Below are 19,038 nucleotides of genomic sequence, written 5' to 3' on the forward strand. Positions count from 1 at the left end.
CAGGCGCCCCGGTTCCCCGAGGCGCCCTCGCGCAGCGGTAATGCTGCGCGTCAGCCCACCAGGGCGAGAGCGGTGTTGTCCGACCGCTCCTGGCCAACGCCCTCGACGAAGGGGATGATCGAGAAGGTCTGGCCACCGCGCTGCCCCTCGTTCTGCACCGCGTTCACCCGCAAATCACCATCGGGCGTGTTGATGAGGAGCGAGACGTAGTCGTTCCCGGTGCGATTGCTCTTCGCCATCCAGGCCGAGCCGACGCGGATCGGGTGGCCCTTGGGCGAGCTGACCTCGATGCGGTAGTCGGGGTGGGTCTCCTCGGTCTTGAACGCGTTCTCGATCAGCATGAAGTCGAGATCGAACATCATGTTGGCGACGTATCCGGCAAAGGCGTTGTCCGCATCCATCGCCGTCAGCTCACCCGAGATGGATCCGGATTTCATGGTGCTGTTCGAGACCAACGAGATGATCTCATACTCGTCGCTCTGCGCCTCCCGCGCCTCCTTGCTCTGCACCGCATTGACGCGGAACGGGCCGAGGCCCACGTCGATCTGCATCGCGAGGTAGGGGTTGCCGGTGGTATTGCCGATCTCGTTCCAGGCCGTGCCGATGCGCACCTTGCGCCCGGACTTGTTGACGGCCGTCACGTCGAAATCCGGGCTCCGCTCGGACATCTTGGTCCGGGCCTCAAGCTGGATCGCGATGTCGAACCGGGTGGAGTGGATCATGCCAGTGAAGGCTGCGGCTGCGGTGTCGGCGGTTTTGGTCAGGGTTCCTGCGAACATGGGTCTTCTCCTTGGGTATACCGCTGCCCGGCTTCTTGCCTGAGCGCGCGGGATTGCTTTTCCGACCCCTCATGGGATCGCAAAAACCCAAAGCCTCCTTTCCTTTCTCTCCTGCCCGTCAGCCCGTCCCGGCGTCAGGATGGCCCTCCGACGTCGCCCCTCGCACCTCCCTTCCCTGCTCCCCGTCTGCGCCACGCGTGGACACCGATATGAAGAAGTCGGCCTCGGCCCCGTTCAAACGACGGCCACTCCGGTCGGTCAGACCGATGGTGCTGCCGTTCGGCAGATAGGTGATGAGGTATTGGCCGAGGGCATCGCGATGCACCCGGTAGCCTTCGTTCGCCCAATGGACGGATTTGCCGGCATCCACGGCGGCCTTGATCTGCGTGACGTTCATGTTGATCTCCAGTTCCAGTTTTGACCGCGGCAACGCGGCGCGCGGCCAGCGACGCCGCCGCCCACGTCCGATAGATCGGCACCGCTTAGGCGGCGCGATCTGCCGCCCTCGGAGAGCCCGCCCCCACGATCCGGGCGAGGATCGCGGCGGTCTCGACACCCTCCCCGTGCGGCACGAAAACCCGGAGCTGGTAGGCGATGATCTCGGTAAAACAGCCCAGAGCTTTCAGCCCGTCGATCGCACCCCGGTCCGCTCCGTCGATCTCGAGACGGGCCGCGCCCGCTACCCGGCGGCGGGTGAGCGTGAGGCCCCGGCCCAGATCGACCGGCGTGGTGGAACCGAGCGCCGCCGTCAGCATCTCCTGCGGGGTCTTCGGTGTGCCCAGCATGAACCGGGCACGCAGCGCGGCCGCACCGTCTTCGCTGACGGTCCGGCCGATCATGCTGCCCTGCCCTTCCGGCGTGACCCGGTAGATGCGCTCGTTGCCCGAGGGGATGTCCTTCCAGATCGGCAGCAGCAGCCCGGTGAGGAGATAGAGCTTCGTCGTGATGGTTTTCGGCAGGCTGTCGGCCTCCGCATCCCAGAGACGCAGGAACTCGGGACGCGCGATGTCCTCCCAGGCCGAAGCCTGGTACTTCCCCTCCTCGACATAGGTCGATCCAGTCGGCCGCGTGACCTTGCGCATCAGCGTGACGGTCTCCTCGTCATAGATCTGCATGGGCCGCGACGAGATCAGCGCCACACGCCCCGAGGCGCTATTGACCATCGGCAGCTTGTCGTGGTTTCGGTTCATCGCGTCATCCCCCGCGAGGACATGGACGGGGTCCGTCACCTCGAGCCCGATGATCCGCGTCACCGCCCCGGAGCGCGGGCAGGTCCAGAGATCCTCCGCCGAGACCTGCTCGATCCTTTCTCCGCGCAGGGTCTCGACCCCAAGATCGAGCGTGCCTGCGGCCCGCGCCCGTTCGGTCTGATCGGCAATCCGGGTCATGAACTCGGCGAAGAGCGCGTTCTGCATATGGATCGGCAGCGCCAGCACTCGGTTCAGGAAGCGCTGGATGGGCGGCAACTCTTCCAGCAGAACCCCGTCCTGATCAATCAGCCGAAGCGCGGTCCAGTCCGCGAACCGCTCGTAGCTCATCGCCCCGGCACGGCCGGCGGCCAGGTCGGCGTAATAGCCACGGAGTGCGGCCCGCGCGATCGGGCTTTCGAGATTGTCCTCCTCGCGGAACATGCCCTGCGCGCCGGTCTCGCGCTGCCCCTTGGTGAGCGCCCCCAATTGGTCGAGCCGCCGGGCGATCGTGGAGGTGAAGCGCTTCTCGCCATGGACATCCGAGGTGCAGACCCGGAAGAACGGTGCACTGACCTGAGCCGAGCGATGTGTGCGGCCGAGCCCCTGGATCGCCGCATCGGCCCGCCAGCCGGGCTCCAGCAGGTAGTGCCGCCGCCGTTTCTGGTTCTTCGCTGATCTCGCCGCATGGTACGACCGGCCCGTGCCACCGGCGTCCGAGAAGATCAGGACGTCCTTCTCGCCTTCCATGAAGGCCCGGGTTTCCGAGGAATTGCTGCTGGCGGACCGCTTCTCGATGAAGAGCGCGCCGTCCCGGGATTTCAGCGGCCGGACCGAGCGCCCCGTCACCTCGGCCACCGCCTCGTCTCCGAGGGCCCAGAGGATCTGATCAAGCGCCGAGGGGATGGGAGCCAGGGCCATCAACTCCATCATCACCGCATCGCGCAGGGCTTCGGCCTCGCGCGAAACGACCAGAGCGCCATCCGCGTCGCGAAGCGGCTCCGCCACGACATTCCCGTCGATCTCGACGAGTTTCTGGGCGTGGATCGGAAAAGCCTGTTCGAGGTAGCCCAGCACATAGTCGCGCGGGGTAAGCCCGCCTTGTGTCAACTCATCCTCGGGGTCCATCGCCTCCAGACGCCGCTTCAGCAGGCTCTCGCCGGTGGAAACCACCTGGATGACGCAGGCATATCCCTCCGCCAGATCCTCGCCGATCGCGCGGATGATGGTCGGTGCCTTCATGCCGAGGAGCAGGTGGTTGAAGAAGCGCTGCTTGGTGCTCTCGAACCGTGACTTCGCTGCAGACCGCGCCGCAGAGGCGTTCGTCTGACCGGAGGCATCGTTGACGCCGGTCGCGGTCAGCGCTGCCTCGAGATTGTGATGGATTGTCCGGAAGGCACCGGCATAGGCGTCGTAGATCGCGATCTGGGAGGGCGTCAGCGCATGTTCGAGCACGTCATACTCCACACCGTCGAAGCTGAGCGCCCGCGCCGTGTAGAAACCGAGCGTCTTAAGGTCGCGCGCCACCACCTCCATCGCCGCCACCCCGCCGGCCTCCATCGCGGAGACAAAGCTCTCGCGGCTCGGGAAAGGATATTCCGGCCCCTGGCCCCAGAGACCAAGGCGGGAGGCATAGGCCAGATTGTGCACGCTCGTGGCCCCGGTCGCCGAGACGTAGAAGACCCGTGCCCGGGGCACTGCCATCTGCAAGCGCAGCCCGGCGAGACCCTGCTGGGAGGGTTTGACGCCCCTGCCCGCCTCAGACCCGGCGGCGTTCTGCATGGCATGTGCCTCGTCGAAGGCCAGCACGCCGTCGAACCCCTCGCCCATCCAGTCGAGGATCTGGCCAAGGCGCGTCGTCCCACATTTGCCCGCCGAGCGCAGCGTCGCATATGTGACGAAGAGGATGCCGTCGCCCATGGATATCGGCTGGTCGGGCTTCCATTTCGAGAGCGGCTGAATATCAGCGGGCGAGCCGCCGAGATCGGTCCAGTCGCGGATCGCGTCTTCGATGAGCGTGGCGGATTTGGAGATCCAGACCGCCTTGCGCCGTCCCGCGAGCCAGTTGACCAGGATGAGCCCGGCGCATTCCCGGCCCTTGCCGCACCCCGTCCCGTCGCCGAGGAAATAGCCGAGGCGATAGGCCCGTGCGTCCGGATCATCGTCGGCGCGGGCCATCCGGGTCTGGTCTTCGTCGATCGTGAACCTGCCCGGCAGATCGCGTTCATGCGCGTCGTTTGCCATGACGATGGTCTCGAGCTGGGCCTCGGAGAGCTGACCCTCCTCGATCAGGCGACCGGGTAGGCGCGGGCCGTCGGCGGCCTCTCTCGACGGCACCGGCGGGGCCACCGAGGCCATGGCGATACTCTCGACCAGCGGGGTGGGATGTTCCTGCGCGCCCGCGATCTCGATCCGCTGAGGACGGTAGCGGGCATAGATGTCGGACACGGGGGTGTTTTCGCGGGGAGTATCGAGGGCGGTGAAGGCCAGCGGGACGACTGCCTGGGCTTTGGGTTTGGAGTTAGGGGTTGCGACAAACCGTCGGCTGCGTACGGCAGGAGTAGTGCCCTGACGCGGTATGGCGCGGACCTGTGCACTCGACTGCATCGGAGCGTCAGATCGGGTCGTGGCGATATCATCGACGATGTGCTGCGCCGCCTCCAGATCGGCCGCAACCGCGCGGACGAACGCGACCTCCTCCTGCACCTTGTCGAAAACCATGAGCTGGGTCTCAACCGTGGTGCCAAGCTTGCGGTAGACATGGCCGGGGATCGTGAGAGCGAGACGCGGCTTCGCGATGGCCGAGGCCCGCGCCCAATGGACTGCATCCCGCTCCGGGGAAAATCCCGTCGGCATGATCGCCACGAGCCTGCCACCAGGGGCAAGCCGCTTGGCGGCACCGATCAGATGCTTTGCCGCGACATGCCTGTCGCGCGACCGGTCGACCGAAGAGGCGAAGGGCGGGTTCATCACGATGACGCCCGGAAGATCAGGTGTGGCCAGGAGGTCGTCGATATGCTCCGCGTCATGATCCGTCACCTCGACCGCAAAGACCGCCTCGAGAAGGGCGCGGCGGAAGGGATCGATCTCGTTGAGCACCGGCTTGCCCCCCGCGCGCAGAGCATAACCGGCCAGCGCGCCGGTGCCGGCCGAAGGCTCAAAGAAGGTCTCACCAGACCGTATGGCCGCAGCGCGTGCGACCAGCGCGGCATAGGGCAACGGGGTGCTGAACTGCTGCAGGCGGACCTGCTGCTCAGAGCGCCGCGTTTCCGTCAGAAGCCGCGAGGCCAGCAGTCTGGCAGAGCTCAGCGCGTCTTGGCCAGTCCCCTGCACGACCTGCAGGACCGCAGCGGCCTGCATCGCGTCATAAGCCATGCGCCAGGACCAGGCGCCGGCGGCATCGCTGCCGCCGAAGGTCTCGCGCATGAACCGTGCCAGAGACGAGCTTCTGAGCGGTCCTTCGGCGAGCGCGCTGCCGATCAGAGGCAGGACCTCCCTGAGCCGAGCATGTGATGGGATAATGGTATCGGTGTTCAGCCTACGATCGACCATGGGGTCTGTCCTTCCAGTCAGGTTACGGGTCTGACAGGACAAAAAGCCGCCTTTCCACTTTCAGAAGTGCAGAGGCGGCTCAATGTTGGACAGGTGACGCTGGCGATTGTCAGGAGGCCTTGCCAGCGAAGAACTCGGCTAGGACGGGGCTTGTGGCACCCTTCGCCGAGCTGAGACGTTCCGATCCGGCCAGAGAGGCCTTTGACAGACGCACGAGCCCGCCGGTTTCCTCGATGCGGTAGCACCGGCGTTTTTGCCCTCCGCGCCGGTAATGGGTGGCGGTCACGATCTGGCAGGTGCTGCCGTCGGTCAGCGTGACCGGCGCTGCAAGCCGTATCCGGTCCCCCTCGTCGTAGTCCGGGATTGCCGCCCAGTCCCGGCAGCGCTGGCGCCAGGCATGGGCATAGCTGTCGGGATCCTTCAACTCGGAGAGCAGGGCCAGAAGGCTGACGGGCGCGCGCGACTCCACCGGTCCGGAAGCCTCCTCCATGTCCTTGTAGCCCCAGCAGCCATCGTCGTAGCGCGTTAGGAAGACGGCCCCGAAGGTGATCGACCCGTCGGCGTCGGTCACGTAGGTCGCATCCTCGACCGGCGCGGCATCGAGTGTCGTTATCCTGGCCGCGGCATACCAGGTCGCACCCACCTTGCAGGCCTTGAGCAGGACTGTCTTGCGGGTACCCGTCTCGAAACTACAGAGCCGGGCAATCTCCGCCTTCTCGTCCGCGTAGGTCCTCACGCGGCGGTCAGTGTAGAAGAGCCAGCCCATTATGCCACCCTCCGGTCGTCGACCTCGATCAGCGCGTCGAGCGGCACCCGGTAGGGCAGCATCTCGTCGAAATCCTCGCAGTTGCCGCGGTTCTGCACAAGCGCCTGAGTATCGGTGGCGTCCATAAGGATGACCCGGAACGTGCCTCCGAGACCTGAGGGGACATCGTAGGTGCCGCCGATCAGGTAATCGGCCGCACGGTGCGCAAAGACCCGGATCGTGTGGCCGTCGGTCGCCAACCGAATGGTGTCGTGTCCGCGATCGATGAGCATCTGCACATCGTCGAGCATGTCGGTGTAGAACTGGCCCGTCAGATCACGGAACGCCGCTTGCCGGGCCGCCATCCAATCGGTGTCCCGAAACGGGTTGATGCCTGCGGCGAAAGCATAGGAGGGGTCGGCGCGCTCCGTCGTGACGATCCGCGTGGTGGAGCCATCAATCCCGTTCGAGCGCAGATGGACACCATTGCCGACGATCAAGATCAGAGCGGGGTTGCCGACCGGGCCATTCCAGTTCGGCAGGAAGGTGGAGCAGCCGCGCGCATGCGCGATCTGGGCCGCGACGTCCGCGGCGGAAAAGCTGAGAAGTGCCATGGGAATTTCCTGTGAGTTTGAGAGAGGTGCGATCCGCACCGGAAATGCGGTGCGGGTCGACTGCAGGGTCAGGCCGCCTCAGAGACCTCGGTTTCGCCTTCGGTCGGCTCGGCGCCAAGGGCTTCGAAAGGTTCGGTGCCCGAGGTTTGCATCATCGGCGGGCACCAGGCCGCGACCGCCGCCCGCTGCGCATCGGTGAGCGTGGCGAAGGGCTCGGCGAAGAGCTTGTCGCAGAAGGCGACGACTTCCTTCTTGGTCGAGGACGCCAGGGTCACCGCCTCCTGCGTGAGCCCCAGCTCCTCGCCGAGGATTTTGAGGAGCCACGCCTTCTTGAACCGGTTGAAAAGCGCCGCATTCGGTGTCCAGTGCGCCCGGATGTCCGGCATCACCTCGATCTCGAAGTCATGCATCAGGCTGTCGCGCTGCCGGTCCCGGGCCAAACAGGACTGCGTGGTTGCCGCCGTGGCGTAGGCCACGAGCCTGGCCTTCTCACGCGCATCGAGGGTTCGGAACTGGGCGAACTGATCGGCGGGGGATTTCGCATCATCCGCCCAGGAGAAATCGAGCGCGTCATGCGCGGCAGCCACCTGCTCGAGCGACGTGCCATCGATCTCGTCCATCTTGGCGTGGGTGCGGTACTCTTGGCGCGCATCGACCTTGATCGCCTGGGTGACGCCCATGCCGTGGCCCAGCACATCGGTGACCAGTTTGAACAGCGTGAGATCCAGCGTGGCCTCCGGGTGCATCACCATGGCAGCGCCAAGCGCCATTGCCCGCTCGGTCTTCAGGTCCTCGGTCAGCGAGGCGGGATAGGTGATCTCGTCGCTGTCCGAAGTGCCCTCATCCGCCGACGTGCCGGGCGCCTTGCCGGACCTCTCCGGCTGATCTTCGGGACGCACCAGCCCGAGATGCAGGGAGATCTTGCCCTGCGACCAGGTGGCGATCACGCCGGAGCGCGCAAGATCCTCGGCGCTGTAGGCCTCCTGCAGATCCCGCGCCTCGGCCTCAAGCGCATCCACCCGTTCGTAGAGCGCATTGTAAGCCTCGTCCGCGAGTTCCTCGTTCTCCATCTCGCGCTCGAGCTTCTCCAGCTCGGCGGTGATCTCATCGACGCGTTTCTGGCCGCTTTCATCGGGCTCGACCGGCCCCGGATAGACCCTGCCGAATTCGGCCATGACGGCGTAATCGTACCGGATCACCGCTTCGGCCCAGACAAAGCCCAACTCCGCTCGCGCCTCTTCGGCCGCGGCGGTGAGTTTTTCGAGGAGAATGGTCTCGACCAGCGCGGAATCCTCGAGCACGGAATGCTCGTCCAGGAGGTCCGCCGCGATGGCACCGCCACGCGCCTCGTAGTCCTTCCGCACGAAGGCCCCGATATCGTCACTGACCTGCACGCCGCGGGACTTCAGCGCGTTCCGGACCGTATAGGCCTGCAGGTAGTTGCCCTCCTTGGTAAGCGCCTCGAAAACCTCTTTCTGCACTTCCTGGCTCGGGTGATCCGCGAAGGCTTTCATCACGTCGAGCGTGATCGCCTTTGCACGTGCCGCCGCGCGGATCTCCGGATGGATGAGCCCATAGCGCAGCCGGCCTTTGACTGCTGCGAGCGTAGTGCCGAAGGTCTTCGCGATGGTCTCTGGCGTTTGACCATCAACCTCCATCATCCGCGCGAAGGCCTCGAACTCGTCGATGGCATTCATCGGCGCCTGGGTAATGTTCTCGGCGAGCGACAGCGCGGTGGTTACGTCGCAATCGTCCGGGACCAGGCGACAGTCGATCTTGGTGCGGCTGGTGACCCCCTTGGCCGCCTTGTCCGCGACCAGCTCCATGAGGGCCGCATGACGCCGACCGCCTGCGAGGACGCCGAACTTGCCATCGATTTGCTGAACGAGCAGCGGCTGGAGCAGGCCCAGCACCGCAATGCTGGCCTTCAGATGCGCGATGTTGTCGGAGGTGTAGGCCTCAGGGGACTGTGCCCGCACATTCGCGGGATGGGCGACGAGATCGCCGATGGCGACGGAAACGGGCTGGAGAGCTTGTGTCATGAGATGTCCTTCTTTGGGTTCTGCGGCACCCGGACATCCCGGGCGGCCTGACCGATCCCCGGATCCGGGAATCAAAAGGACAAAAGGCCCACTTTCCCTTTTGAAGGGTCAGCGGGCCTATCGATGTCGGTGAAGGCGGTGCGGCGCCCCTACCAGTCGTGCGCCATCATGATGGTCAGAACACGCGTGGTGGTCTCGGGGTTGTCCGGATCCTCGGCGCCATAGCGGAAGTCGGAGTCCGCTTCGTAGAAGTTTCCATGCAGGAGATCGCGCTGACCGGATAGGTTTGGCGCAAAATCAAAGGGAGTGGAGATTTCCAAGATGACGACGCCAACTTTTGCGGCGACCTGCTTTGTCGCCATTGATCTGAGCAAATCGAAATGGCTCGTGGCGCTTGATGCGCCGCACTTGGCCAAGATCAAATCTGTGCGCCTGGACGGGTTTGACACGCCGGGACTGATCGATCTGGTTCGAAAGACCGTCGCGGAGGCGACGGAGCATTGCGGAGCGGATCAACGACCTATCGTTTGCTTTGAAACTGGATACGACGGCTTCTGGCTTCAGAGACTGTTGTCCAACGAGGGGATCGAGACCTTGGTCGTGGATCCCACAAGCTTTCTCGTGAACCGAAAAGCACGCCGAGTCAAAACGGACCGCGTCGATGCCGAAGGCATGGTCGTTCTGCTCAAGAACTACTGTTCCGGTGATCGAAAGGCGTTCCGCACGGTGCGTGTCCCGACAGTTGCCGAAGAAGATGCCAAGCGCTTCCACAGAGAACGCAAAAGGCTGATGAGCGAACGCACTGGCCACATCAATCGCATTCATGCCCTGCTCGCCCTTCAAGGCGTTCGGCACATCAATCCGACGATGGTGACTTGGCGTAAGAAACTGGCAGGCCTCGAGACTGCTGACGGCCGTCCTTTCCCACGTCAGCTGATGCGCGAGATCGTCCGTTCCTTCGAACGCTTGGAACTGACGAACCGCATGATCAAGGCTCTGGCCGGCGAACGCGACGAAGCCCTTGCGACTGGATCGGAGCATTTCCCTGAACACGAAAAGGCCGCGCTGCTCGAAGGACTTCGCGGTGTCGGACGGCACAGCGCGATGCTTTTGTCCGCGGAGGTGTTTGGGCGAGAGTTCAAGAACAGGCGGCACCTGTCGTCTTATCTCGGCCTGACGCCCAGCCCCTATTCCAGCGGCGACGTGGAACGAAGCCAGGGCATCAGCAAGGCCGGAAACCGACCGGCCCGAACTCTCGGGATCGAGCTGGCGTGGTGCTGGCTGCGATATCAGCCGCAGAGTGCACTCGCGCGATGGTTCCGAAAATACACCGCTGAACGCCCAGGAGTGAGAAAGAAAGTCGCCATCGTCGCTCTCGCCCGCAAGCTGATCGTGGCCTTGTGGCGATACGTGGAAACGGGACTTGTCCCGTCTGGCGCGGTTCTGAAGGCGGAGGTGTAAAACGGGACACTGAAACTTCAGAACAACGCGCAACGCCGGATGGTTGAGTGACCGAGAAGATTGATGGTCTTCACAAACCCTGTAGAAGTTTGGTCCCAACCAAGGCGGCTCCATTCCGGGAACGTGAACGGAAATTTGGTTCGGGCTGCACGCCCACCGTATGCAAGTCGATGCCACTGGAGTGAGCATATTCGAGGAGCCAAACCAGCGTTGAACAGAAAGAAAAGGCCTTGAAAATGTAGTTTCCTCATGCAGATCGAGTTTCCAGAACACGGTCTCCCCTCGGATCGTGACCGCCCCGAAATCGTGCCAGCCCTCGGGATCGTTCTCAGGCTCGAAAGTCTCAAACTCCCCGGTGGCTTTCACAGCCTCGGCCACGAAGCCCTCGCCGGCCTCCATCAATGATCGGGTCACATGCATCCGGCCCTCAATGGGCCGATCCGGTGGCACCCCGAGGCAGGCAAGCCTGCGGAAGGCGTCGTTCTGCGCGGCGATGGCGACCGCGTCGGGCGATTTGAACGCGAGGGGTTTAGGATGTCTCATGGGTCTGTCCTTTCCGGATGGGTTAAAACCACCAGACCCAAGGCCTCCTTTCACTTTTCCCGGCAGTCTCAGTCGCGGCGGGCCCCTCCCTCACGCGGCCCGGTCCCCCTGCCCCACCCAAGGCTACCCCACCTAGACCCCATGATCGGTCTGCAAGGTGACTAGGTCAGCGGCCTCTCCCACGGCATTCTGCATGCGAGGGTTGCTCCGGATGACCCGGTGCCGCGCTGCACATTCACCACGCGCCCGACAATCGCTTGATTGTCCGACCGGGAGCATTGTTGAGTTGAGCCTGCGGATCGGGCAGAGCCGGTTAGAATCGTCTTATGGTCTGGTCGAATATCTGCGAACGCTGGATGTTCTGGAAACGGCGGGCTGGTCTGCCCGCAGGTGTATCCCGCACGGCGGCCACCAGATGTCACTGAATATCGCCGCAGGATTGGGGCTTGGAGGGAACGAGAGCTATCCCGACCTGTTCCAGCCCTTCGGCGGCTTCCCCGATGGGGTCCAGGTGATCAATGGTCACATCACCATGCCCGAACTTCCCGGTGTTGGGTTCAAGGGAAAATCGGACCTTATCAGCGTGATGCGCGATCTGGCTGAATGAGCCCGCGCCCTGACCCGACATCATCGGGTCAGGGCAGGTGTTTTACTTTAGATCTTCCGGCAATACGCCTTCGGGGATGTTCTGGAAACACACCGGACGCAGGAAACGACGGATCGAAAGGGTGCCGACGGAGGTCGCGCCGAAGTTCGTCGAGGCCGGGTAGGGGCCGCCGTGGACCATCGTGTCGGAAACCTCGACCCCGGTGGGGAAGCCGTTGGCCAGCACACGGCCCGCCTTGCGCTCCAGCACAGGCAGCAGGCGGCGCGCCAGCGCGGCGTCGCCCGCGTCGAGCTGGATCGTCGCGGTCAGCTGCCCTTCAAAACCCTTCGCCAGCGCGATCATCTCCTCGGCGTCGCTCACACGCACCACCAGACCGAGGGGGCCGAAGACCTCTTCGCCGAGCGCGTGGTCCTGCAGGTAGGCCTCGACGTCGGTCTCGTAGAGGTTCGGGCGCGCTTCGCGGCCGGCGCTCTCGGTGGTCAGCAGCGGGGTCACGGCGTTGCGCCCGTCAAAGCGCGCCTGACCGTCGCGGTAGGCCGCGGCGATGCCGTCGGTCAGCATGACTTGCGGGCCGGTCTCGGAGAGGGCGGCCTTTGCGGCGGCGATGAAGGCATCGCCCGCGGCGCCCTTTTCCACCACGGCGATGCCGGGGTTGGTGCAGAACTGGCCCGCGCCCATAACCAGCGACCCGGCCCAGCCGGTGCCGATCTCGGCGCCGCGCGCGGCGGCGGCTTCGGGCAAGACGAACATCGGGTTCACGGAGCCCAGCTCGCCAAAGAACGGAATGGGTTCAGGACGCCCGGCGCAGAGGTCGAAGAGCGCGCGCCCCCCGCCGAGCGAGCCGGTAAAGCCCACGGCCTTGATCAGCGGGTGCTGCACGAGAGCGGTACCGACGTCGCGCTTGCCGCCCTGGATCAGGCTGAAGACGCCCTTCGGCATGCCGGTCTTCTCGATGGCGGCGGCGATGGCCTCGGCCACGATCTCGCCGGTGCCGGGGTGGGCGGAGTGCCCCTTGACCACGACCGGGCAACCGGCGGCCAACGCGGCGGCGGTGTCACCCCCCGCGGTGGAGAACGCCAGCGGGAAGTTCGAGGCGCCGAAGACGGCCACGGGGCCGATGGGGCGCTGGATCATGCGCAGGTCGGGGCGCGGCAGGGGCGCGCGGTCGGGCAGGGCCGCGTCCTTGCGGACGTCGAGATAAGCGCCCTCGCGGATGTAGCTGGCAAAGAGCCGCAGCTGGCCGGTGGTGCGACCGCGCTCGCCCATCAGGCGGGCTTCGGGCAGGCCGGTTTCCTGAGTGCCGATCTGCGTGATCGCCTCGGCGCGGGCCTCAATCTCGTCGGCGATGGCGTCGAGAAAGTCCGCGCGCGCCGCGCGGGTGGTGTAGCCGTAGGTCCAGAACGCCTCTTCGGCGGCCTGACAGGCGGCGTCGACGAGGTCGGGCGTGCCAACGGAAAAGTCATACGCGGGCCCATGGGCTGGCTCCGACTGGAACGTGGTCTCAGCGGCGACCCAGTCGCCTGCAATGAGGTGCTTGCCGTGCGGGGTGAAACGGGTGGTGCCGTCCATGGAAAGGATCCTTTCGGGGGTCGGTTTCAAGTCGGTGGTGCGATGGCCGGTCAGTCGGCCATCAGCCCGTGCCAATTCACAAAGCGCATCGGAATGATTTCGATCTCGCCCCAGATACCCTCCCGCGCGTAGATCTCGCGCGAGAGGTAATCGTCCAGGGCGGCACGGCTCTCGAACTGGCAGAGCACGACGGAGCCAACCATGTTACCGGCTTCGTCCAGCATGGCGCCTCCGTCGACCATGTGGCCCGCTGTGCGTTCGGTCTTGAGTCCGGCCATGTGGTCCGCACGGGCCGCCATGCGGGCCGCCAGTGCATCCGGCGCGTCGCGGCAGATGAGGGCAAACTGTTGCATCAGTCGCGCCCCGCGACCGCCGGGGGTGCCATGTGATAGCCGCGGCTCTCGTAATCGAAGTCGTGCAGCTTGTTGATCGGCTGCGACTTGTCGACGGGGCTGGCGTAATAGGCGCGGATCTCGCGGATTTTCGTGATGTCTTCGTTGAAGACATACCACTCGTCGCCACGCAGCGCCTCACCCACCCCGGTTTTCCAATGGGTCCATTCGATCACGGCCTCAAGGCCATCTTCGGCCGCCAGCACCTTCTCGATGGTCCATTTCGACCCCAGCGTCTCGACACAGCGGACCCAGCCATCGGCCACGGCCTCGGCCCCGCGCCAGGGCGCGCCGGGCAGGCCGGGGGGGAAGTAATGGGTGCCGTCAGCGGTGAAACAGTCGATCAGGCCCTGGCGATCGCCTGCGTTGCACATGTCGAAGTAGTGCCGGATCAAAGCCTCGGCCTTTTGCGCGGGCGTGGTCACAGGTCGTTTCCTTCTGCCAGCCATTTTTGATATTCCTCCAGCGTCTCCGGCCCGGCGGGATAGGTGCCGAAAAGCGAGGCGCCAGCGTCGATCTTGGTAAAGAGGAAGGTTTCGCGGCGTTCCTGTTCGTAGCTGTCGCTGGCAACCTCTGCGGCGATGTGGCGGGGAATGACGGTCACGCCGTCGGCGTCGCCCACCACGATGTCACCGGGGTAGACCGCGACGTCGGCACAGCCAATCGGTTCCTGCATGGCAATGGCGCGATGATAGGCCGGGCGGGTCGTGGCAGTGTTGGCGCGGCAATAAGCGGGGAAGTCCATTTCGGAAATCTCGGCCCCGTCACGGAAGGCGCCGTCGGTCACGGCAGCGGCCACACCTTTGCGCATCATCCGCGTCATCAGCATGTTGCCGGCCGAGGCCGCGCGGGGGTCATTGCGGCTGTCGATCATCAGCACCTGGCCCGGGCCGATCTCTTCGACCGCCTCCCATTGCACATTGTCCTCGCCACGCGCCTTGAGATCGCCCAGATCCCAGTCCTTGTCCTCGCGCGAGGGGATGAACCGCAGGGTGAAGGCTTCGCCGACGAAGCGGCCCGAGGTCTTCGACAAGGGCGCGAGGCCCACGAGGAACTGCTGCCGATAGCCGCGTTTGAACAGCTGTGTGGTCAGGGTGCCCTGCCCGCACTTGCGCAGCAGCTCCAGCGTTTCTGACGTGATTTCGATGTTCTGGGACATGATTGTCTCCTGTCTTTTAGGGATCATTCTGCGGGGGTGGCCTGTCGGCTGCGCCATGCGCTGCGTAGCCCTGCGATCAGCAGGATCAGCGCGGCGGCGACGAAGACGGCCGACACCGGGCGAGTGACGAAGACGGACCAGTCGCCTTCGGAATAGCTGAGCGCGCGGCGGAAGTTGGTCTCGAGGATCGGCGCCAGAACGAAACCCAGCACCATCGGGCCCAGCGGGTAGCCGCCGCGTTCAAAGAGGTAACCCATCACGCCAAAGCCCAGCATCAGCCACACGTCGAACAGGCGGTTGTCCGAGACGAACGTGCCCGTGACCATCAGCACCACCAGAAGCGGTAACAGCACGCTGCGCGATACGCCCAGCACCCGCGGGAAGATACGGATCGTAAAGAGCTGTACCGCCAGCAGCAGCAGCGTGCCGATCAGGAAGGCCGCATAGATCATTGCGATCAGGCTGGGTTCCTTGCTGAGCAGAAGGGGTCCGGGTTGCAGGCCGTGGATGGTAAAGCCACCGATCAGGATCGCGGTTACACCGTCGCCGGGAATGCCCAGCGTCAGCAGCGGCAGCAGCGCACCGCCAACCGAAGCGTTATTGGCGCTTTCCGAAGCATAGACCCCTTCGATCGCACCCTTGCCGAATTTCTCGGGCTCCTTCGATTGCTGGCGCGCTGCGGCATAGGCGATCAGGTTCGACGCGGTGCCACCAATGCCCGGCAGCACACCGATGGCGATGCCGATGGCCGAGGAGCGGATCATGTTCCACCCGTTGCCGAGGAATTCGGCGAGGGTGATGCCGATCCCCTTGCCACCCAGCTGCATATTCGCGGGCAGCTTCAGCGAGGGTTGCATCAGTTGCGCGATGACGGTCGACACGGCGAACAGCCCGACCATGAAAGGGATGATCGAGATCCCCGCCATCAGATCCACCTGCCCGAAGGCAAACCGCTGGGTCGCGCCGATGGGGGCAAATCCGATGGTGGCCAATGCAATGCCGAAAGCGGTCGCCATCAGCCCCTTGGCAAGGTTCGCCTGCGCCAGGATCACCACAAGCATCATCGCCGCCAGCGTCAGGGTGGCATATTCGGCAGCCCCGATCTTGATGGCGAATCTGGCGATGACCGGCGCGCAGGCGACCAGCACGATCAGCGACAGGATCGAACCCACGGCCGAGGCGATGATGCCCGTGGCCAGCGCCTTGACCGGCTGGCCCTGCTGCGCCAGCGGGTAGGCGTCAAAGGTCGTGGCAATGGAGGATGGCGTGCCGGGGATGCGCAGCAGCGTGGCCGACACCAACCCGCCCGAAATGCCGCCAAGGTAGGCCGCGACCAGCATCGCCATCCCGACATTGGGGGTCAGGGAAAAGGTCAGCGGCAGCAGGATCGCCACGGCCATCGCGGCGGACAGGCCCGGAAGCGCGCCAAAGAAGAGGCCGAACAGCAGCCCGCCCAGCATGAAGGCCAGCGTCGCAGGCTCGGCCAGGGCGGCAAGGTTTTCGAAGAACAGGGAAATCATGTCGCGCTCCTCACGGCAACAGCAGCACGCCGGGCAGCGGAACGCCGACGACGCCCGCCAGTAGCCAGCCAATGCACAGGCTTGCCACGGCACCGATCACCACGCCCAAGCCAATCCCGCGAAGGGTCGGGCCCGCGAGCGCGGTGACGGCAACGAGCAGGAAGGCAAAGGTCGACAATGTGAACCCCAGCCGGGTGAACAGCATCACATAGGCCAGAAGCGCCACGACAAAGACGATCCGGGCGGGCCATTTCGGAGGTGCAAGCGTCTCAACCCCCGCCGCGTCCTTCTCCCGGCGCTCGGACTTGATCGCCTCCAGCGTGCTCTCTGAGAGCTGCACTTCCTTGCGACGCATCCCGCGCCACAGTTCGACACACCCCAGCACGATCATCAGAACGGCGAGAGCGGTCGGTAGAACCCACGGCCCCGGATCGCCCGGTTGCGGCAGCCGTCCCGGGGGCGCAATCAGGATCTGCCACAGCATCCCGGCGCCGACGACGATGAAAAACAGATTGGGAACGATGGTCATCTTGTCTCCTCCCTTGGGTCGGGGAACGCCGGTGCGGGCGTTCCCCAGAGGCCCCTCCCCGGGCCCTCACTGGATCTTCAGAACTTGCCGAAGGTCGCGCTTTCACGGGTCCAGGCACGCATCTGGCCAGAGAGCGTCAGACCAAGGCCCGGACGGTTCGGCACGATCATGCGGCCATCCTTGACCTCAAGCTTGTCTTCGAACATCGCCTCGGACCATTCGAAGTGCTCGACCCAGGGCTCCTGCCCATAGGCGGCGGTCAGGTGCAGGTGGATCTCCATGCAATAATGCGGCGCGAGCTTCAACTTCTTGTGATCGGCCAGTGCGCAGATCTTGAGGAAGGGCGTCACCCCCCCCACGCGCGGGGCGTCGGGCTGGATGAAATCGACCGAGTCATGCCGGATAAGTTCGTAATGCTCGGCCACCGAGGTCAGCATCTCCCCCGTGGCGATCGGCGTCGCCAGCTCACGGGCAAGTGCCGCGTGGCCTTCGTAGTCGTAGGCGTCCAGCGGCTCCTCGATCCAGGTCAGGTTGAACTGCTCGGCGATACGACCAAAGCGCAGCGCAGTGGTCCGATCCCATTGCTGGTTGGCGTCGATGGCCAGCGGCACGTTGCCGCCCACGTGTTCGCGCACCGCCTCGATCCGCGCCAGGTCGATCATCGGATCGGGCTGGCCGACCTTCAGTTTGACCGCGCCGATCCCCTGTTCCAGCGCCATGCTGACACGGTCCTTCACCTCGTCGATCTCCATCGACAGGTAACCGCCGGAGGTGTTGTAGCAGCGCACGCTGTCACGATGTGCGCCCAGCAGCTTGGCCAGCGGCAGGTTCGCGCGCCGCGCTTTCAGATCCCACAGCGCGATGTCGAAGGCGGCGACGGCTTGCGTCGACAGACCCGACCGCCCGACCGACGCCCCGGCCCAGACCATCTTGTCCCAGAGCCGCGCGATGTCGCTTGGGTCTTCGCCAAGGATCGCGTCGGCGATTTCGCAGGCATGCTGGTACTGGCCGGGACCACCGGCCCGTTTCGAATACGAATAGCCGACGCCCTCGAACCCTTCCTCGGTCTTGATCTCGCAGAACAGAAAGGCGATTTCGGTCAGCGGCTTCTGCCGCCCCGCCAGCACCTTCGCGTCGGAAATCGGAGAATGCAGCGGCAGGTACACCAGCGACAGCTGCACCCCTGCGATGCGGTCGATGGTGGCTTCTCCCGGCGGGTGGCCAGCGTTGAGCGGGTTGACGGGCAGCAGGCGTTTGCCGTCGCTGAAATCCTTCATGGGATCTGTCCTTTGGCTGTAGGGATGGGGTGCCGCGCAAGGGGGGAACGCCCTCGCGCGGCCGGGAGAGAACGCCGGGAGGGGGCGTTACTCGGTCACGTAGGAAGCGACGAAATCGTGTTCCTGTTCGATGAAATCGCGGGTCTCGGCGCTTCCGCGCAGGCTCAGCACCTGCTTGGCGCGGGTGAATGCGGCCTCGACCTCCGGATCGGATTTCATCCGCTCGATGACCGCGTCGACGGCAGTGACAACGGCCGGGTCCACATCGGCGGGCGCATAAACCTGGAACACCAGCGGGAAGGACAGCTCGATCCCCTGCGACGGTGCCGTGGGCCAGTCGGGCGCAAAGGGGCTGGCGACTTCGTTGAGAATGGCGAGCACCTTGAGCTGGCCGGTTTCCACATATTGCTGGGCGTTGTTCACACCCATCGGGATGGCGTCGACCTGCCCGCCCAGCAGCGCGGTGATGCGGTCGGATTCGGACCCGGCATCCACGACCCGCAGGCTGCCCCCGGCGGCTTCGGCGATCGCCTTGCCCTTGATTTCGGTGGTTCCGCCGATCTGAGAGCCGAATGTGGCATCGCCGGCATGCGCCTTGGCATAGGCCACAAAATCCGCAAGCGTATCATAGGGCGCATCGGCGCGGGCGACGACCACGTCGTCGAATTGCGCAACAGTCGCCAGCGGCGTGAAATCGGCGTGGCCGAAGGGCCAGGTGCCGGTCAGCTTCGCCACATGGATCGAGGTGTGGTAGAGCAGCAGTTCCGAGCCGTCTTTCTTGCCTGTCGCGACAGTCTGTGCCGCCACCACCCCGCCGCCGGCGAACTGGTTCACCACGGCGACGTTCGCCCCGGTGTACTTGCCCAGAAACTCTGCAAAAAGGCGGGCGTCGGTGTCGGTGCCACCGCCCGGGTTGGCCGGTACGATCAGGCGCACACTGTCGACAGGATAATCGATCTCGGCCGCACGTGCCGGCATGACGCCAGCAGCTCCAAGCGCGGCGGCGACAAGTACACCCTTGATAGATTTATTGAATTTCATTGTTTGTCCTCCTCCTGAACT

General features: G+C 64.8%; 15 protein-coding genes and 3 pseudogenes. 2 read left to right on the forward strand and 16 right to left on the reverse strand.

What is annotated here, in order from left to right; all coding sequences use genetic code 11:
* Positions 1-50: 50 nt before the first annotated feature.
* From AB9K34_RS14125 to AB9K34_RS14155, 7 genes and pseudogenes are all read right to left on the reverse strand, one after another.
* Positions 51-779, reverse strand: coding sequence for a DUF736 family protein (locus AB9K34_RS14125; protein WP_369955074.1), 729 nt, complete (start codon positions 777-779; stop codon positions 51-53).
* 118 nt (positions 780-897) lie between these two features.
* A complete protein-coding gene (locus tag AB9K34_RS14130; RefSeq protein ID WP_369955075.1) occupies positions 898-1,176 on the reverse strand; it encodes a hypothetical protein in 279 nt (92 codons plus the stop codon).
* Positions 1,177-1,261: 85 nt separating this feature from the next.
* Entirely contained in the window at positions 1,262-5,518 is a 4,257-nt protein-coding gene (locus AB9K34_RS14135; RefSeq protein ID WP_369955076.1) for a strawberry notch-like NTP hydrolase domain-containing protein, read from the reverse strand.
* 109 nt (positions 5,519-5,627) lie between these two features.
* A complete protein-coding gene (locus AB9K34_RS14140; RefSeq protein WP_369955077.1) occupies positions 5,628-6,284 on the reverse strand; it encodes a hypothetical protein in 657 nt (218 codons plus the stop codon).
* The gene (locus AB9K34_RS14145) at positions 6,284-6,877 is read right to left on the reverse strand and encodes a regulator (protein ID WP_369955078.1); all 594 of its coding nucleotides are present in this window, start codon (positions 6,875-6,877) and stop codon (positions 6,284-6,286) included. The genes AB9K34_RS14140 and AB9K34_RS14145 overlap by 1 nt, the downstream gene beginning before the upstream one ends.
* Positions 6,878-6,945: 68 nt before the next feature.
* Entirely contained in the window at positions 6,946-8,919 is a 1,974-nt protein-coding gene (locus AB9K34_RS14150; protein WP_369955079.1) for a ParB/RepB/Spo0J family partition protein, read from the reverse strand.
* A 149-nt stretch (positions 8,920-9,068) separates the two neighbouring features.
* Positions 9,069-9,173: pseudogene (locus AB9K34_RS14155) on the reverse strand (DUF3768 domain-containing protein); the annotation flags it as partial.
* A 154-nt stretch (positions 9,174-9,327) separates the two neighbouring features.
* Here AB9K34_RS14155 and AB9K34_RS14160 point away from each other — a divergent pair.
* Positions 9,328-10,380: an IS110 family transposase gene (locus AB9K34_RS14160; RefSeq protein WP_369955080.1), complete on the forward strand. Its 1,053-nt coding sequence runs from the start codon at positions 9,328-9,330 to the stop codon at positions 10,378-10,380.
* A gap of 246 nt (positions 10,381-10,626) precedes the next feature.
* Here the strand turns inward: AB9K34_RS14160 and AB9K34_RS14165 are convergent.
* Positions 10,627-10,923, reverse strand: a pseudogene (locus AB9K34_RS14165) (DUF3768 domain-containing protein); the annotation flags it as partial.
* A 322-nt stretch (positions 10,924-11,245) separates the two neighbouring features.
* On the opposite strand from AB9K34_RS14165, the pseudogene AB9K34_RS14170 reads away from it, so the two are divergent.
* Positions 11,246-11,530, forward strand: a pseudogene (locus AB9K34_RS14170) (mandelate racemase); the annotation flags it as partial.
* A 42-nt stretch (positions 11,531-11,572) separates the two neighbouring features.
* Here AB9K34_RS14170 and AB9K34_RS14175 read toward each other — a convergent pair.
* The 8 genes from AB9K34_RS14175 to AB9K34_RS14210 form a co-directional block, all read right to left on the reverse strand.
* Entirely contained in the window at positions 11,573-13,099 is a 1,527-nt protein-coding gene (locus AB9K34_RS14175) for an aldehyde dehydrogenase (NADP(+)) (protein WP_369955081.1), read from the reverse strand.
* Positions 13,100-13,149: 50 nt separating this feature from the next.
* Positions 13,150-13,452: a YciI family protein gene (locus tag AB9K34_RS14180; protein ID WP_369955082.1), complete on the reverse strand. Its 303-nt coding sequence runs from the start codon at positions 13,450-13,452 to the stop codon at positions 13,150-13,152.
* Positions 13,452-13,916, reverse strand: coding sequence for a nuclear transport factor 2 family protein (locus AB9K34_RS14185; protein WP_369955083.1), 465 nt, complete (start codon positions 13,914-13,916; stop codon positions 13,452-13,454). Before AB9K34_RS14185 ends, AB9K34_RS14180 begins: the two co-directional genes overlap by 1 nt.
* Positions 13,913-14,650: a ribonuclease activity regulator RraA gene (locus AB9K34_RS14190; RefSeq protein WP_369955084.1), complete on the reverse strand. Its 738-nt coding sequence runs from the start codon at positions 14,648-14,650 to the stop codon at positions 13,913-13,915. Before AB9K34_RS14190 ends, AB9K34_RS14185 begins: the two co-directional genes overlap by 4 nt.
* A gap of 23 nt (positions 14,651-14,673) precedes the next feature.
* The gene (locus AB9K34_RS14195) at positions 14,674-16,170 is read right to left on the reverse strand and encodes a tripartite tricarboxylate transporter permease (RefSeq protein ID WP_369955085.1); all 1,497 of its coding nucleotides are present in this window, start codon (positions 16,168-16,170) and stop codon (positions 14,674-14,676) included.
* Between the two features lie 10 nt (positions 16,171-16,180).
* Positions 16,181-16,699: a tripartite tricarboxylate transporter TctB family protein gene (locus AB9K34_RS14200; RefSeq protein ID WP_369955086.1), complete on the reverse strand. Its 519-nt coding sequence runs from the start codon at positions 16,697-16,699 to the stop codon at positions 16,181-16,183.
* A 77-nt stretch (positions 16,700-16,776) separates the two neighbouring features.
* Complete coding sequence (locus AB9K34_RS14205) at positions 16,777-17,976, reverse strand: mandelate racemase/muconate lactonizing enzyme family protein (RefSeq protein ID WP_369955087.1); 1,200 nt, start codon at positions 17,974-17,976, stop codon at positions 16,777-16,779.
* 87 nt (positions 17,977-18,063) lie between these two features.
* Complete coding sequence (locus AB9K34_RS14210) at positions 18,064-19,017, reverse strand: tripartite tricarboxylate transporter substrate binding protein (protein WP_369955088.1); 954 nt, start codon at positions 19,015-19,017, stop codon at positions 18,064-18,066.
* Positions 19,018-19,038 lie beyond the last annotated feature (21 nt).

This window comes from Sedimentitalea sp. XS_ASV28 (genome assembly GCF_041224545.1).
In the GTDB taxonomy this organism is placed as follows: Bacteria; Pseudomonadota; Alphaproteobacteria; order Rhodobacterales; family Rhodobacteraceae; genus Sedimentitalea.

Excerpts from the sequence above, each read along its gene's own strand:
- AB9K34_RS14190 (WP_369955084.1), bottom strand. The coding sequence starts at position 14,650 with ATGTCCCAGAACATCGAAATCACGTCAGAAACGCTGGAGCTGCTGCGC.
- AB9K34_RS14140 (WP_369955077.1), bottom strand. The coding sequence starts at position 6,284 with ATGGGCTGGCTCTTCTACACTGACCGCCGCGTGAGGACCTACGCGGAC.
- AB9K34_RS14150 (WP_369955079.1), bottom strand. The coding sequence starts at position 8,919 with ATGACACAAGCTCTCCAGCCCGTTTCCGTCGCCATCGGCGATCTCGTC.
- AB9K34_RS14200 (WP_369955086.1), bottom strand. The coding sequence starts at position 16,699 with ATGACCATCGTTCCCAATCTGTTTTTCATCGTCGTCGGCGCCGGGATG.
- AB9K34_RS14195 (WP_369955085.1), bottom strand. The coding sequence starts at position 16,170 with ATGATTTCCCTGTTCTTCGAAAACCTTGCCGCCCTGGCCGAGCCTGCG.
- AB9K34_RS14210 (WP_369955088.1), bottom strand. The coding sequence starts at position 19,017 with ATGAAATTCAATAAATCTATCAAGGGTGTACTTGTCGCCGCCGCGCTT.
- AB9K34_RS14180 (WP_369955082.1), bottom strand. The coding sequence starts at position 13,452 with ATGCAACAGTTTGCCCTCATCTGCCGCGACGCGCCGGATGCACTGGCG.
- AB9K34_RS14125 (WP_369955074.1), bottom strand. The coding sequence starts at position 779 with ATGTTCGCAGGAACCCTGACCAAAACCGCCGACACCGCAGCCGCAGCC.
- AB9K34_RS14130 (WP_369955075.1), bottom strand. The coding sequence starts at position 1,176 with ATGAACGTCACGCAGATCAAGGCCGCCGTGGATGCCGGCAAATCCGTC.
- AB9K34_RS14145 (WP_369955078.1), bottom strand. The coding sequence starts at position 6,877 with ATGGCACTTCTCAGCTTTTCCGCCGCGGACGTCGCGGCCCAGATCGCG.
- AB9K34_RS14205 (WP_369955087.1), bottom strand. The coding sequence starts at position 17,976 with ATGAAGGATTTCAGCGACGGCAAACGCCTGCTGCCCGTCAACCCGCTC.
- AB9K34_RS14135 (WP_369955076.1), bottom strand. The coding sequence starts at position 5,518 with ATGGTCGATCGTAGGCTGAACACCGATACCATTATCCCATCACATGCT.
- AB9K34_RS14175 (WP_369955081.1), bottom strand. The coding sequence starts at position 13,099 with ATGGACGGCACCACCCGTTTCACCCCGCACGGCAAGCACCTCATTGCA.